Source organism: Bacteroides sp., assembly GCF_029057325.1.
GTDB lineage: Bacteria > Bacteroidota > Bacteroidia > Bacteroidales > Bacteroidaceae > Bacteroides.
Map to the genome: position 1 here is coordinate 1 of NZ_JAICZW010000199.1, position 17,061 is coordinate 17,061.

Here is a 17,061-nt window from a genome sequence, read left to right on the forward strand (position 1 = left end):
TGACCGCGACAGGATTCAAACCTGTAACCGGCTGATCCGTAGTCAGCTACTCTATTCAGTTGAGCTACGCGGCCTTTTTGTTTAACGGGTGCAAAAGTACGCACATTTTTCGAATTAGCAAATAATATGCGACTTTTTTTTGAAAAAAAATTATTCGATAAAGCGATAATTAAACAGCTGCCAGCCGATAGTCAGTCCCACATTCCACTCCTTTTTCGGTGAGCTATAATGATTTACGTATGCAGATACCGCTCCAAAAGGCAAGTGACAGACAACAGATATTTCTCCCATATATTCGAAGTGGGAAAACGCTTTTCCATAATAAGCCTTGTTCAAAGCATTTCTTTTTATCGGAAAAATTGGCATAAACCCATAAAATTCCGTACGAAAATGAAACATGTCATTCAGCACGTACATAGGTTTTATACCTGCACCTATGAATTGATTGGCACGAAAGGCCTTGTTATACATCAGCTTGCTGTGTGGAGTCGGCGTAAATTCCTCTGCCTGCATCACGGTCGCCGTATAGTTTTCGGAGAAGTTTTTCGATGAATACAGAGCTTCCGTCATCCATCCCAATATGAATTTAGGCCCAATGTTGTGATATGCCTCCTTCATATAAGAGATTTGCAACCACGACTGACGTTCTTTTGCCGGATTGTATTCCTGCGAGTTCCCCGGGCTGAACCTTTCTTTTCCCGTAAAAATCTGAGCCACCAACTTCTCCAGATAGCCCCTTGTCGCATATTGCCTTCTATTCAAGGTGCTTCCATAAAAGCCGATAGAGCCGCCAAATAGCTTATACATACTCTTATCGGAACGGTCTTTATCAAAATCTATCACATTGGATTGAAAATAGTTATCCTCTAATTTCCCATATCCAAGACTAAATTCAGCGCGTTTGTTCGCCAAAAAAGGTAAGGCAACCATTAGCTTCACAAAACGTTCGTCCTTGGAATTGAACGACGGCTTGTCGTTTCTTGAAAACAACTTATCCTTTTTGTAGTAATCAAAAGTACTGATTGACGCTATGAATCGAACGGAGATAGGAATATGTGTAGGGAAGTCAATCTTTGCCATCAACTGGGCATTGTTATAGATTTTGCCCAGCTGACCATCGAATGCAATCTCCTTGGGATAATAATTCAGGTTCTGATATCCCATCCCAAAATAAATCTGGTTTGAACTGGTGGTAGATACGCTGCCCCCCAACCGCACAGAGAAGTTATCCTCCATCTTCACCTTCAGATGCAGGTCGTACAGGCCTGTTTCCGCATTATAAACCGCATGAGGAATGATTTCCGAAATCATATTATCCGCCAACAAACGGAAATATCCCCGTTTCAAATCCTCGTATGTAAACATCTGGTATTCTTCGTCATGAAACTCTTTCTTGATATATGCCTGCTGGCTGACATTGGCACCTTCGACGTGTATGTCCCGAAAGCGCAATTGGGGTTGGTTACTCTTGAAAACCATCCGGCGCAAACGCACATTGTCCACATCGGTCCTGCGCTGAATGCGGCTTTTAATAGAGTCCATCATCATAAGTGTCCGGTTGTAACCGATGTCGTGCAACTCTTGCAGGCGGTCGAAATCCAGTAAATTCACATCATCATACTTGAAAGTCATGACGATGCCCAATGAATCCGGAATTGTATAATCCGTTTTCTGCATAATCATATTCTCCAACTGGCTCATCAAATCGTTTTCTTTCGGTTTCCCAGGATTGGCAGCCACCACACTGCCTATAATGACATCGGGATGGAAATCCTCCCGCATCACATCAGTGGGGAAATTGTTATAAATGCCACCGTCATAGGCAAGAGTGCCGTTTATTTCTATCGGCTTAAACACAAACGGGAAACTCATGGAAGCACGCACCGCATCCCCCAAATCACCCTTGTCCAATACCAGCGGCTTCTTATTGTACACATCGGACGCAATGCAGCGGAAGGGGACGAACAGATTGTTGAAGTTACCGCCACACGCAGCCGTGGCCTGCGCGAATAATTCCACAAACACCAGGTTCATCTGTATCGGATTTACCATACTGGCAGGAAGTATCTGCGGCTTTGCACGCAATGAGTCCTTAAGTGCAAAACGGATATTGATAAAATCGGGAGAAAGACGGTTTTTCTTGAAATAGTATTCATACTTAGGCTCCACTTTGCCTGAATACCAGCGCTTGAAATCAGGCGAGCGCAACAATTCCTCCATTTCGTCCGGCGAGTAGCCCATGGCATACATCGAACCGATAATGGCTCCCATGGATGTTCCGGTAATGTAATCGATGGGTATATTATTCTCTTCCAAAGCCCGGATAATGCCGATATGGGTCATACCTTTTGCCCCGCCACCACTCAATACCAATCCCACCTTTTGAGCCTGCAAAGCAAAGGTGCATAGAAGCAACGGCAAAAACAATAAAAACTTTTTCATCATATAATTCCGGATAAAACCAATATTCATTGCCCCAAATATAGGCAATAGTTTCCAAAAACGTCCTATTCAACGAAAAAAAATCTGTTTACGAAGCACGGCTTTTTCATTTTAAGCTCCGCATTCATTCTACATGAAAGAACCGCCAACTTCCAAATATTTCCTTATAAAAAAAAGAGGGTATCGCGATTTCTGCAAACCACAATACCCTCATATTTTATGAATACAAACTTAAAGAAGCGCTTATTTAATCAAGTCGATGCTTCTCTTGACAAAGTTGTTCAAAGCTTCACCTTTCAGCATACCATTCTGCAACAATGCCAAATCTATCAATTGGCGAACCACTTTGTTTTTAGCAGCATAAGTGGCGAACACTTCCTCTTTCTTGGTTTTCAGTTCATTCCATTTCTTATCCAATTCATTGACAGCATCCTTGTCGGCAGTCGGTATCTCTTCATCTTTCTTGCCTTCTTGTGCCTTTTTCAGGTCATTGCGTTGGTTGTTGACTTCATCCATCTCTTTCCGAATCGGCTCCACGACCGCAGCACACTCTTTGTCTTCATCCGCCAGCACTTCTTTCACCAAAGCATGATCTGAATTTAATATCAGATTGAACATATCCGGCATCTCACCGTAGAAGCTCATACCAGCCTGTATATTGGCCATTTCCTTCATACGACGCATATACTCGCTTTGAGTTATCATCACCGGAGAAGCGCTTTCGCCCAATGCCTGAGTCGTAATGTTAAACTCGATTTTCTCCATCTTAGGCAACTGACTCTTGAAGATAGTGGAAAGTGCCTCCTGTTTGTCCGTCTCTAAAGCCTCGTTTTTCTTGTCTTCCTTAACGATCAGATTGTCAACAACATCGCTATCAACACGGGTAAAGCGCGCTTTTTCAAGTTTCTGCTCCAGCATGCTCACAACAGCAATATCCAGCTGTCCGTCCATCAGCAATACATTGTACCCCTTATTTTTGGCCGATTCAATGTAGCTGTATTGCTCGTCTTTGTTGTTGGCATACAGATAAATCAGGTTACCATCCTTGTCTGTCTGGTTATCCTTAATCAGTGTCTTATACTCTTCAAACGTATAGCACTTGTCATCGGTATCAGTGAAAAGGGAGAAATCCTTGGCTCTGTCGTAGAAATCCTCTTGAGTGAGCATTCCATAATTGATGAAGATTTTCAAGTCGTTCCACTTCTCTTCAAACTGCTTGCGGTCGTTCTTGAAGATAGACTGCAAGCGGTCGGACACTTTCTTGGTGATGTAAGTGGATATCTTTTTCACGTTGGCATCGCTTTGCAGGTACGAACGTGACACATTCAACGGGATATCCGGTGAATCGAGTACACCGTGCAGCAACGTCAAGAAGTCGGGAACAATGCCTTCTACGGAATCTGTCACATATACCTGGTTGCAATAAAGCTGAATTTTGTTCTTGTTCAGTTCGATATTGCTCTTCACCTTGGGGAAATACAGGATACCGGTCAGATGGAACGGATAATCTACGTTCAAGTGAATCCAGAACAAGGGCTCATCGGACATCGGATAGAGGTCGCGATAGAAACTCTTATATTCCTCGTCTTTCAGTTCACTGGGTTTCCGCGTCCACAGCGGATTGGAGTCGTTGATTACGTTATCTTCGGCTGTTTCAACCTGCTTGCCGTCTTTCCACTCTTTTTTCTTTCCGAATGCAACCGGGATAGGGAGGAAGCTGCAATACTTCTTCAACAGAGAAGAGATTCTGGCCTCTTCCAGAAATTCCTTGCAATCGTCATCCACATAAAGGATGATATCCGTACCGCGTTCTGTCTTGTCGATGTCTTCAATCGTAAATTCAGGACTTCCATCACAGGTCCATTTCACGGCCTGAGCGCCTTCACGATAGGATTTGGTGACGATTTCAACTTTCTTGGCCACCATAAACGCCGAATAAAAGCCCAACCCGAAGTGGCCGATAATGGCGTTGGCATCGTTCTTGTACTTCTCCAGAAAGTCATTGGCACCGGAGAAGGCAATCTGGTTGATGTACTTGTCTATCTCTTCCGCTGTCAAACCGATACCGCGGTCGGACACCATAATGGTGTCTTTACCCAATGACACACGAACGGTCAAATCGCCCAGCTCGCCCTTGAATTCGCCGATGGAGGAGAGTGTTTTCAACTTCTGCGTGGCATCGACTGCGTTAGAAACCAACTCACGAAGAAAAATCTCATGGTCGCTGTACAAAAACTTCTTGATGACGGGGAAAATGTTTTCGGTAGTTACCCCAATATTTCCTTTTTGCATACTACAATTTATATTTTAAGTTTATATTTTCATCTCACGGCAGTTGTAAAACAAAAAAAATGCCAGCCCGACCGGACTGACATTTTGTCTGTATGCTGATTTAAAACGGCTCAATCCTTTCGGATGCTCAGTCCGTCCTTTTCTTTATCGGCAGATACATGAATCCTATCTCCCGGTTGCACTTCCGCCGAGACTATCAGCTCCGACAGCCCATCTTCCAGATAATTCTGAATAGCACGCTTCAACGGACGAGCGCCAAACTGCACATCATATCCCTTGGAAGCTAAGAACTTCTTTGCTTCGTCATCCACAACCATTTGATAGCCAATCGCTTCAATCCTGTCACACAAGCCTTTCAACTCGATATCCACAATACGGACAATGGCATCCAACGACAACTGGTCGAATGTGATAACTTCATCCAGGCGGTTCAGAAACTCGGGAGCGAATGTCTTGTTCAAAGCTTTTTGTATCACGCTGTTGGAGTGTTCTTTGTCCTCCATACGGTTCTGTGCCGTGAAGCCGACTCCTCGTCCAAACTCCTTCAGCTGTCGTGTACCGATGTTGGATGTCATGATGATGACCGTATTTTTGAAGTCGATGGTTCTGCCATAATTGTCAGTCAGACGACCTTCGTCCAATACTTGCAGCAGGATGTTGAACACATCGGGATGCGCTTTTTCAATCTCATCCAGCAAGACAATGGAGTAGGGCTTCCGGCGCACTTTTTCGGTCAGTTGTCCGCCTTCTTCGTAACCGACATACCCTGGTGCCGAACCGACCATGCGTGAAACGTTGTACTTCTCCATATATTCGCTCATATCGACCCGTATCAAGGCATCTGCCGATCCGAACATATATTGCGCCAACTGTTTCGCCAAGTAAGTCTTTCCCACACCGGTAGGCCCAAGGAACAGGAACGTCCCGATCGGACGATTCGGGTCTTTCAGGCCGACACGACTGCGCAGAATAGCCTTAGTCAACTTCTCAATAGCCACATCTTGAGCTATCACCTTAGATTGCAGCTCTTCCTTCATACCCGCCAACTTGAGACCTTCCGCTTGCGCCATACGCTGTACGGGCACACCAGACATCATCGAGACAACGCGGGCAATCTCTTCTTCTCCCACAACCTGCCGGTCGTTTTTCAGGCGGGATTCCCATTCGGCCTTCATCTCATCCAAACGGGCGGAAAGTTCCTTCTCGCGGTCACGGAAGCTTGCCGCCAATTCGTAATTCTGCGATTTCACCGCTTCGGCCTTCTGGTTGTGCGCCTCCGCAATCAGCTTTTCCTGCTCTTCCACCTCTTTCGGCACACTGACATTCGTCAGATGCACGCGCGAGCCGGCTTCATCCAAAGCGTCGATCGCCTTGTCCGGAAAGTTACGGTCCGTCAGGTAGCGCCCTGACAACTTGACACACGCTTCCAGCGCTTCGTCCGTATAGGTCACGTTATGGTGGTCTTCATATTTATCTTTGATATTCCTCAATATCCGAAGCGTGTCTTCCGCAGAAGTGGGTTCTACAACCACTTTTTGGAAACGACGTTCCAAAGCGCCATCTTTTTCGATGCTTTTTCTGTACTCGTCAAGGGTAGTGGCTCCGATGCACTGTATCTCGCCACGTGCCAAAGCCGGTTTCAGCATATTGGCGGCATCCATCGAACCGGCGGCAGCACCGGCTCCCACAATCGTATGGATTTCATCGATAAACAGAATAACGTTCGGATTCTTCTGCAACTCATTGATTATGGAGCGAAGACGCTCTTCGAACTGTCCACGATATTTGGTTCCCGCCACCACCAAAGCCATATCAAGCATCACGACCCGCTTGTCGAACAGCATGCGCGATACCTTCTTCTGAGTGATACGCAGCGCCAATCCTTCCACAATGGCCGATTTTCCCACACCCGGCTCACCGATAAGTATCGGATTGTTCTTTTTGCGGCGGCTCAGAATCTGAGCCAAGCGCTCTATCTCACACTCGCGTCCTACTACCGGGTCCAGTTTGCCTTCTTCGGCGGCCCGTGTCATGTCTATGCCGAAATTATCCAATACCGGCGTATCGTTAGATGTCTTTCTTGAAGCCGTCCGGGCAGAAGAGGACGAACCGCCTCCCTGCGGAGCATGCGGCATGTTCATTCCTTCGTCTTCCTCCTCGTCATCGTCTGTAAAGCCCATTCCCGCATTCGGGCTACTTGGTTTCATTGTAAGTTGCTCAAACACAACCTGATACTCCACTTGATTTTCTTCCAGAACAGTAGCAGCCAGGTTGTCGCCATCTTTCAGGATGGCAAGCAGCAAGTGCTCCGTATCAACCGTCGCACTTTTCAGCAGACGTGCTTCGAGCATACATATTTTTAATATCCTTGCAGCCACAGAGGACAAAGGCACATCTTCATCGGGTAGGAGAGTGTCATCCTCCGTCTCCCTCAGAAGGTCCTCCAGACGGCTTTTCACCTGTTTCAGGTCAATATCAAGTTTCAGCAGAATCTCAATAGCTTTTCCTCCGCCATCACGCAACATACCCAGCAGAAGGTGTTCCGGACCGATACATACATTTCTCAACCGGTTGGCTTCTTCTTTACTATAAGTGATGACGTCAGAAACTCTTTGTGAAAATTGATTGTTCATATTCTATAAGTCTTCTCTATTTAAAAGGGGTTATCCGCAACAAAGATACGCTTTTCTTCATTCTGCGCATCCATATTTAACTGATTTAATAATGTACAAATCCCGTGCCAAAGAAAAAAGCGATTGGCACATATCTTACTGATGGCGCATCCTTTCCATTTAAAGTTTGCGTTTATTTCCACATAATGTAAAATATTTTTTATTCTATTCCCGCAGCAGAAATATATTGGCGAAAAAAATGCCTTTTCTTTTTTCTAACCCCGATTCTCCTATCTGCTTCCTGTCCGACCCCTATCAGGGCCTATTCGGCTTCGGACGTTCTTCGGACAAACTCCACTCCCTAGGACCGAAGAATGTCCGAAGAACGTCCGAAGAAACTACGAAGAAACTATGGAGGAGAAAAGGGCCGGACAAGACGCGGACCAAAAGAACAAATGAGGACGGGATTTTCAGAAAGGAGATTTTTTATGTAAAGATTTTAAAAAAACGGTTCCTTTCAATGGAAGCCGTACTCCAATCATATAAAACGTCATCCGCATCATCGGCGACAGAGAAACAAGTGCCCGTTAACCCAATTTAGGAAAGTACGCAAAAGTTTTATGAGCGAAAGTTTTTGTATGTCGTAAAAAAGCCGTACTTTAGCGTGGTTTTTCTTAAACCAAAGAATGTATAATTAATAATCTTTTTAAATGCTTGAACAAGACAGAATTATAAAGATTAACATCGAGGAGGTAATGAAGTCATCGTACATTGACTACTCCATGTCGGTCATTGTCTCACGTGCCCTTCCGGATGTTAGAGATGGTTTTAAGCCCGTTCACCGAAGAATTCTTTTCGGAATGATGGGATTAGGAAATACTTCGGATAAACCTTATAAAAAATCAGCCAGAGTCGTAGGTGAAGTGTTAGGTAAATATCACCCGCACGGCGACTCATCCGTTTATGGAGCCCTCGTGCGAATGGCTCAGCCTTGGGCGATGCGCTATATGCTGGTGGACGGACAAGGCAACTACGGTTCTGTGGACGGTGACAGCGCGGCCGCCATGCGTTACACCGAATGTCGCCTGCGGAAAATCGGTGAGGACATGATGACCGATATCGAAAAGGAAACCGTGGACATGCAGAACAACTTTGACGACTCCTTGCAGGAACCCACCGTTATGCCGACCCGCATCCCGAACCTTTTGGTGAACGGGGCATCCGGTATTGCAGTAGGTATGGCAACCAATATGCCGACCCACAACCTGTCTGAAGTTATCGATGCCTGCGTGGCATATATTGAGAACAATGACATCGACATTGAAGAGCTGATGACATACGTCAAAGCTCCCGACTTCCCGACCGGCGGTTATATTTATGGTATGAGTGGCGTGCGCGAAGCCTATCTGACAGGTCGCGGACGTGTCGTAATGCGTGCCAAAGCCGAAATCGAAAGCGGCTCCACACACGATAAAATTGTTGTGACCGAGATCCCATACGGTGTCAACAAGGCCGAATTAATCAAAAACATTGCAGACTTAGCGAACGAGAAAAAAATTGAGGGCATTGCCAATGCCAACGATGAGTCCGACCGCGAAGGTATGCGTATCGTTATCGATGTGAAGCGTGATGCCAACGCCAGTGTTGTACTGAACAAGCTCTATAAAATGACCATGCTGCAAACTTCGTTTGGCGTGAACAACGTTGCGCTGGTACATGGCCGTCCCCGTCTGTTGAACCTGCGGGATTTGATTAAGTATTTCGTAGAGCATAGGCACGATGTGGTTATACGCCGTACACAATACGATTTGCGCAAAGCCAAAGAGCGTGCACATATTCTGGAAGGCTTGATTATCGCATCCGATAATATTGACGAAGTAATCAAGATTATCCGTGCGGCCCAAACACCGAACAATGCCATAACCGGATTGATGGAACGGTTCCAGCTGAGCGAGATTCAGTCACGTGCCATCGTGGAGATGCGTTTGCGCCAACTCACCGGACTGATGCAAGACCAGCTTCATGCCGAATACAAGGAAATCCAAAAACAAATTGCTTACTTGGAAGAAATCCTTGTCAACGACGAGCTTTGCCGCAAGGTAATCAAAGATGAGCTGATTGAAATCAAAGAGAAATATGGAGACGAACGCCGTTCCGAAATCGTTTACTCATCGGAAGAGTTCAATCCGGAAGACTTCTATGCCGATGATGAAATGATTATCACCATCTCACACATGGGATATATCAAACGTACACCGCTGAGCGAGTTCCGTGCGCAAAATCGCGGTGGGGTAGGCTCCAAGGGAACCGAAACACGTGACGAGGATTTTGTAGAGCACATCTATCCTGCAACGATGCACAATACGATGATGTTCTTCACACAGAAAGGAAAATGCTATTGGTTGAAGGTATATGAAATACCGGAAGGGACGAAAAACTCTAAAGGACGTGCCATCCAGAACTTACTGAACATCGACTCCGACGATGCGGTGAACGCTTATCTGCGCGTGAAAAGTTTGAGCGACCAAGAGTTCATCAACAATCATTATGTATTGTTCTGCACCAAGAACGGCGTTATCAAGAAAACGTTGCTCGAACAATACTCACGTCCCCGCCAGAATGGTGTCAATGCAATCACCATTCGCGAAGACGACCAGGTCATTGAAGTACGTATGACGAATGGTGATAACGAAATCATCATTGCCAACCGCAACGGACGTGCCATCCGCTTCCATGAAAGTGCCGTACGTGTCATGGGACGTACAGCCACCGGTGTGCGAGGCATGACATTGGACGAAGACGGTCAGGACACAGTGGTAGGTATGATATGCGTTAAAGACGCTGATACAGAAACGATTATGGTAGTATCAGAACAAGGATATGGAAAACGTTCTGATATAGAAGACTATCGTAAGACCAATCGAGGAGGTAAGGGTGTGAAGACCATCAATATCACCGACAAGACGGGCAAATTGGTGGCAATCAAGTCCGTTACAGACGAAAATGACCTGATGATCATCAATAAATCCGGCATTACCATCCGTCTGAAAGTTGCCGATGTACGCATCATGGGACGTGCCACACAAGGTGTACGCTTAATCAACCTTGAAAAGCGTAACGACGAGATTGGCTCTGTATGTAAGGTCACTTCGGAAAACGAGGAAGAAGAACTGATGGAAGAAGGAAACGAAAACAACGCCCTTGAAATCCCTCAGAACGATGTAAATAACGAAAATGAAAAATAGACATAGTATTAATTTAAATTTTCAACAATCATGAAAAGAGTATTATTTTCAATGGTTTTACTACTTGCCGCAGGCTTTATTTTTGCCCAGGAAAAGAATGTAAAAGAGGCTAAAAGCATCGCTAGTGGAGTAAATCCAGACTTTGCTAAAGCAGAGAAACTGATAAACCAGGCTTTAACCAATCCTGAAACCAAGGACAATGCCGAAACATGGGATGTAGCTGGTTTTATTCAAAGAAGAAGAAGTGAAAAAGAGATGGAAAGCGCTTACCTGAGAAAGCCATACGACACTATTCAGGTGTATAACAGTGCGGTAAGCATGTGCAAATACTACTTCAAATGTGATGAATTGGCACAAGTTCCCAACGAAAAAGGCAAGATTAAAAACAAATACAGAAAGCCCAATGGTGCTGCAATGTTGGCAGAACGCGGTAATCTGATTAATGGTGGTATCTATTTCTTCAATATCGCCATGTCACAAGAAGGTGATGAAGCCAAGGCAAACAACCAAAAGGCATTGGACTTCTTCGGAACATACGTTGAAGTGGCTAAAAGCCCGATGTTTGAGAAAGAAAACCTGTTGCAGACAGATACTGTATTGCCTCAGATTGCTTACTACGCAAGTTTGGTTGCTGCCAAGATGGAAGATTATCCCAGCATCCTGAAGTATGCTCCGTATGCAAAAGAAGATAAAGAAGTAGGCAAATATGCCATGGAATTCATCTCTACTGCACTGAAAGCAGAAGGTGATACAGACAAATGGGTTGCTTCTTTGAAAGAAGGTATCCAGAAATATCCCGACCATGCATTCTTCTTCGGTAATTTGATTGATTATTATAGCAATAACAACAAGAGCGATGAAGCTATGCAATTCGCTGACGAAATGCTGGCTAAAGACCCCAGCAACACGTTCTACTTGTATGTAAAAGGTTATCTGTATCACAATATGTACACCAACCTGAAAAACGAAAAGAAGGAGCAAGAAGCAGCAGAAGCACTCAACAAAGCCATAGAATATTATACCAAGACTACGGATGCAGATCCTAATTATGCAGAAGCATATTCCAACTTAGGATTGATTTACTGCCTGCAAGCACAAGACTTCTCAGAAAAGGCTACAACAGACGTTAATGATCCGAAATATAATGAAGACCAAAATACGCTGAAAGCTTTCTACGAAAAGGCTAGACCGAACTACGAAAAAGCAAGAGCGTTGAAACCGGATCAAAAAGACTTATGGTTGAACGGTTTGTACAGAGTGTATTATAACCTGAACATGGGTCCTGAATATGAAGAAATTGAAAAGATGATGAACTAAATTTTCGAGATTTCTCATAAATATAAAAAGCCTGATCAGTCAATAAGGATTTGTTCAGGCTTTTTATTATAATCACTTAAATGATTTGACAGTTTAAAATGAAACACATAATAGCTGATTGATAAAATAGCTATAAAATACATCTATTCTATTTTTACCAATATCGCTATTATGTTTAATATAAATCGCAAAATAAAAAACATCTACCCTGACAGACAAAAATAAATCCCCAATTCTCTTAATTGAAAATTGGAGATTTATATAGCTTATTTTCCTGAGCAAATTAGGCTCATTCTTCAGCCTTTACTGGCAATTTCATCTAAAATTTTTAAAGCCCGGTCTAGAACCGTAGTATCATCAATCATAACCAATCCACCGTCCGGTCCAGGTTCTAAATGAATTCCAACACTTTTTCCTTCTTTAAAGTTATGTCCACCGAAGAAATTTCTCACTGTATCAACATCCAATCCTAATTCATCAGCTATTCTATGCATACTGCCACTTGGCAATGAATCTTTAATCTTACGTAATTCATTAAATGTGATTGTCCTCATATTATTCAATTAATTTAATTGGTTAATTACTCTGTTTTTATTATCACGCTATAAACTTAAGGAAAAAAACAGATAAAACAAACTATTCCATCATCTTTCTTCGAAAAGAATGCAATCTTGAAGAAAATTGTATGTTTTCATCTTCATTCAACCTCTCATAGAAGAAAATGTATAAGAAAAACAGCCGGCAATGAAACAACATAGCTGCTTCATTTCGGCTGTTTCTTAAAAAGATTATATCTTTCTGCTTAGATATTTTCTATGGAAGAAGCGGGTAACCACCCTACTTTACCGTCTTCCAAACGGATTTCTTTCCATTCACGCATAGAGTCATCCTTTATCTTGACTTTACTTCCTTCATGAAGGATAAACAGGCTTACACCATTCTCACTGGGAGTGCTGCGTACCGTAACGCTGGGATTCAGCACAATAGCTTCATTGCGATTCGTCAGCGCGTTTTCTTGTTGCGCTGCAAATACATTACTCAGGACGACTAAAACAAGAAACAAAATCCCTGCAATAAAGCCGATTTTCTTCATCAAGACTTGCTTTGAAAAGAAAAATAGAGAACACGAAACAAGCAAAAGGATGAAAAATACGATTCCCCACTTTGCCCACGCATCCACACTAAGCATATTGATTAACGACTTGAACCACGATACAAAAAATATTTCAGGAACAGGAGTCACCTTATCAATGGTCTTGGAACGCGCAATTTCCAAATTGGCGCGAATATCCCCGTTACCCGGTTGCAACAATAGGGCCCGCTCATAGTTTAAGATAGCTTTTGCGATATCACCCGCTTTGTAATAACTGTTCCCCAAATTATAATAAACTTCTGCGGCCTCACCTTTCTTCAACAGGCTTTCATAGATTTGAATGGCAGCGGCATAATCGTTCCGCATATAAGCATTGTCAACTTCAGCCTTCGTCACATTGCTTTCTTGTTTTGCAGCCGAGAATTCCGCGTATGATGAACCGATAGATGCGGAATCAGCTTGCAATGTATCCGCATCGCTCTGTCCGTAAGCAACCAATGCCATTGTTGCACTAATAATCAAAAGAAATATCCTATTCATTACATGCCCTCCTATTAATGTTTTATCGAATTTTCCATTTTGCCGATAACCTCTAACGAAGCCGAATAAATCTTATCCATAGCCTGGTTGTCATCTCCCGGAGCAAAACGAGCATATTCACAATCATTCAATACATTGAGAAATTCCTTTATCAATACATCGTCAACCCCATACGTGCGAAGTTCCTCTTCAATGTTGTCTTTAGACAAGCGAGAAACCGGAATATTCAGTTTGTCGCTGATATATCCCCAAAGTGCCTTCAACACTTCATCATAAAATGTATCCTTTTTGTTTTCAGCCAATAGTTTACCCGCCAATTTCATACGTTTCACAGCAACTTTATTCGCTTTTTTGGTGCGCATTTTCGCAATATTATTATTAGCGGCTATCTGCTTGCGATACATTACAAAAAATACGATGAATGCGATGCCCGGTATCAAGTAAAACAAATAATACGTTACTGAACCGAAGAAGAAAGCCCCTTTTTGAGACAATGCCACTTCATTCTGTTTAATAAAGCGGATATCTTCATTCAAAATTTTCAAATCTTCCTTATTGGTGAAGTTTGCAATGGTTTGGCTTGCATTGCCATCTCCTTTTTCCACGTGCAGTTCATACTCTTCTGTAGTCAATGTCTTGTAAGAACGTGAACTGACATCGAAATAGCTGAACTTCACGGCAGGAATCTTATAAGTTCCAGCGTTGCGCGGTATGGCCAAGTATTCTATGACTCTACTACCTGAAAGACCGGCACTTGTCAAACGGAATTTGTTGTCCACTTTAGGGTCATATACTTCAAAATCTTCCGGGAATTTCATTTCCGGATTGGATAACAACTTCAGATTTCCGGTGCCAGATATGACAAGTTTCACTGTAACAGCATCATTCGTTTTGACATTGTTGCTGTTGATGGAAGAAGTAATGTTGAACTCTCCCACTCCACCCGTGAAATCCATCGGTTTGCCTGTCGGCAACGTTTTCACATCAATTGTCAATGAAGGAGTCAACAGGCTCTTCTTTACCTGCACAACATTACCGCCGCCATTGAAAAAGGCTTCAAAAGGATCTGAAACCTGAGTCGGCTTATCTATAACCGCATCGAAACGTGCCGCATCAATCGTCAATTTACCGGATTGTTGTGGGAACAATACAAATTGACGATAGATGGTGGTTTGATAGTTTCTGCCTTTATAATGTTCCAGTCCCCATCTACGGTCATTGGGAAGTTCCACTTCCTGAGAGTGGAACCCCTTGAAATCAGGTAATTTCACATTGTCAAACATACGCAAATCTACCAAGGTATATATCTTGTATGTCAGCAAAAACGCCTCTTGTTCATACACCGTCGTCTTATTGGCTGTAGCCGTAATAAACAAATCCGTATTCGATACGGATGTTCCAGAAGAAGCCCGACTTGTAGAACTGCCATTCTTGCCACTATTCCCCGCCGATGATTCAGCAGCTTGATCGGCAGGAAGCACCTTTACTTGTACGGAATTTGAAACCATCTGATTGCCATCGGCAGTAATGGTTGCCCCGGGAATCGTAAAATTTCCTTCCGCAGTTGCCATCAATATGTATGTAAATGTAATGCTTTGGGTTGAAGTGGTCTTCCCATTTATCATTTGCATACTGCTTTGTTGCGAGCGACTGGGTCCCATCAACACATCAAACCCTTTGATGGAAGGAGCCCGAAAGTCTCTTACTTGGTGTGTAGTTACTGTATAAGATAGTCTGAACTGGTCTCCCACCGCCACGGCATCGGGTGCAGACGCTGTGAACGAAATCTTGCCATCGGCAAAAACATCCACGCCGACCGCTATCAATACTATCCATAAGAAAACGATTTTTCTCATATATACTATTCTTAATTATATTGTTACCAATCTTTCTCCAAACGACTGCCCTGGATAACCTGCTGTTTTTTTACTTTATCCTGTATATCCTTCTCGTCTTGCATCACCGAATTCAAAAGCTGTTCAGCATTTTCCTTAGACATTTCATTATCTTTCTTTTCCGGTTGAGAAGGTTGATCCTGCTGTTGATCTTGTTTCTGTTGCTGATCCTGGTTCTGTCGTTGCTGTTCCTGCTCTTTTTGGTCTTGATTCTGCTGGTCTTGGTTCTGATCTTGATTCTGCTGCTGATCATTCAGCATTTTCTGTGCCAATGCGAGATTATAACGTGTCTCATCATCCTTGGGATTGTTGCGCAATGATTGCTTATAGGCTTCCACTGCTTTCGCATAGTCTTTCTGTGAGTGGAAAATGACTCCCATATTATGGTATATCTGTGCCAGATTCGATTTGTCTTTTTCTATCTTAGTAGCACCTACATATTGTTCCATTGCCTCTTGAAGTTTGTTCTGTTGGGCCAGTGTGTTTCCTAAATTGAACATAGAAATAGTCGATTTGGGATTTACATCCAAAGCCTTCCGATAATTCACCTCTGCATCCACATAAATGCTATCCTTGAAAAAACGGTTTCCTTTACGAATCAAATCACGTTCTGCCTTCTGTGCAGAAGCTGATACTGCCACCAACAGGAGCAAGGCTATTCCGATATATTTTTCCTGTAACATACGCATCATTTCTTGGTTGAAAACAAATGAATATTGCGGAACAGCGGATTCTTACGTTCCAATATCAGCATTTCAGCCAGCAACAACAACAAAATAATCCATGCTATTGCCTGAAATTGCTCATTGAATTCCGTATAGACCTGTGTTTCCACATCTGCCTTTTCCATTTTATTTAGTTCTTGATTGATTGCCTTTTGTGCGCCGTTTGTGTTATCCACACGTACATAGATGCCGTTTCCTGCTTGTGCAATCTCCTGACACATTTGTTCATTCAAGCGAGTAACAATCACATTGCCGTCACGGTCGCGACGATAATCATTTGTACCTTCCAATGGAATTGGAGCTCCTTCAGGCATACCCACTCCCAATACATTCACTTGAATGCCTTTTTCAGAAGCGGCCTTAGCCGCTTCTGTCGCACCACCCTCGTGGTTTTCACCATCGGTAATCACAATAACAGTACGTCCTACACCTTCCTGTGGCGTAAAACTACGAACCGACAAATTAATGGCAGCGCCAATAGCGGTACCTTGTTTGGATATCAAGGAAGGATCGATGGACTCCAAAAACATCTTGGCAGATATATAGTCACTGGTAATGGGCAACTGCGTAAAGGCATCACCCGCAAAGACAATCATACCAACCTTATCATTCTGCATCTTATCAACTAACTGCGCCACCAACCGCTTTGCCTTCTGCAAACGGCTCGGCTGTACATCTTGTGCTAACATTGAATTGGATATATCTAATGCAATCATTACTTCCACTCCTTGCCGCTTCACCGTTTCCAACTTGGAACCGAATTGCGGACGTGCCAGCAATATGGCAAACAATCCGATAGTTACAAATACTAACCAAAATTTCACGTCCGGTCGATATTTGGAAACATCCGGCATCAGTTGTGCCATCAGTTCAGGATCCCCAAACTTACGAATAGCTTTC

At 43.5% G+C, this 17,061-nt stretch carries 10 protein-coding genes and 1 tRNA gene; 2 read left to right on the forward strand and 9 right to left on the reverse strand.

Going from position 1 to position 17,061, the window contains the following annotated elements; translation table 11 throughout:
- The 4 genes from K2G43_RS12900 to K2G43_RS12915 form a co-directional block, all read right to left on the reverse strand.
- A tRNA-Arg gene (locus K2G43_RS12900) sits at positions 1 to 74 on the reverse strand.
- Positions 75 to 150: 76 nt separating this feature from the next.
- Positions 151 to 2,442 (reverse strand): patatin-like phospholipase family protein, encoded by a 2,292-nt coding sequence (locus K2G43_RS12905; RefSeq protein ID WP_300155916.1) that lies wholly within the window; start codon positions 2,440 to 2,442, stop codon positions 151 to 153.
- A 243-nt stretch (positions 2,443 to 2,685) separates the two neighbouring features.
- Complete coding sequence (gene htpG, locus K2G43_RS12910; RefSeq protein ID WP_297642662.1) at positions 2,686 to 4,734, reverse strand: molecular chaperone HtpG; 2,049 nt, start codon at positions 4,732 to 4,734, stop codon at positions 2,686 to 2,688.
- 110 nt (positions 4,735 to 4,844) lie between these two features.
- Complete coding sequence (locus K2G43_RS12915) at positions 4,845 to 7,367, reverse strand: ATP-dependent Clp protease ATP-binding subunit (protein ID WP_300155897.1); 2,523 nt, start codon at positions 7,365 to 7,367, stop codon at positions 4,845 to 4,847.
- 689 nt (positions 7,368 to 8,056) lie between these two features.
- Here K2G43_RS12915 and gyrA point away from each other — a divergent pair.
- Positions 8,057 to 10,591: a DNA gyrase subunit A gene (gyrA, locus tag K2G43_RS12920; protein WP_297645318.1), complete on the forward strand. Its 2,535-nt coding sequence runs from the start codon at positions 8,057 to 8,059 to the stop codon at positions 10,589 to 10,591.
- 30 nt (positions 10,592 to 10,621) lie between these two features.
- Positions 10,622 to 11,908, forward strand: coding sequence for a hypothetical protein (locus K2G43_RS12925; protein WP_297645321.1), 1,287 nt, complete (start codon positions 10,622 to 10,624; stop codon positions 11,906 to 11,908).
- Positions 11,909 to 12,204: 296 nt separating this feature from the next.
- On the opposite strand, the gene K2G43_RS12930 is transcribed toward K2G43_RS12925, so the two are convergent.
- The 5 genes from K2G43_RS12930 to K2G43_RS12950 form a co-directional block, all read right to left on the reverse strand.
- Entirely contained in the window at positions 12,205 to 12,462 is a 258-nt protein-coding gene (locus tag K2G43_RS12930; protein WP_300155901.1) for a DNA-binding protein, read from the reverse strand.
- A gap of 248 nt (positions 12,463 to 12,710) precedes the next feature.
- The gene (locus K2G43_RS12935) at positions 12,711 to 13,541 is read right to left on the reverse strand and encodes a tetratricopeptide repeat protein (RefSeq protein WP_300155904.1); all 831 of its coding nucleotides are present in this window, start codon (positions 13,539 to 13,541) and stop codon (positions 12,711 to 12,713) included.
- 14 nt (positions 13,542 to 13,555) lie between these two features.
- Positions 13,556 to 15,397, reverse strand: coding sequence for a BatD family protein (locus K2G43_RS12940; RefSeq protein ID WP_300155907.1), 1,842 nt, complete (start codon positions 15,395 to 15,397; stop codon positions 13,556 to 13,558).
- Between the two features lie 23 nt (positions 15,398 to 15,420).
- Positions 15,421 to 16,128: a tetratricopeptide repeat protein gene (locus tag K2G43_RS12945; RefSeq protein WP_300155910.1), complete on the reverse strand. Its 708-nt coding sequence runs from the start codon at positions 16,126 to 16,128 to the stop codon at positions 15,421 to 15,423.
- Positions 16,125 to 17,061 (reverse strand): VWA domain-containing protein (locus tag K2G43_RS12950; RefSeq protein ID WP_300155913.1); only part of this gene is annotated, 937 nt, incomplete at its 5' end. The genes K2G43_RS12945 and K2G43_RS12950, both read right to left, overlap by 4 nt.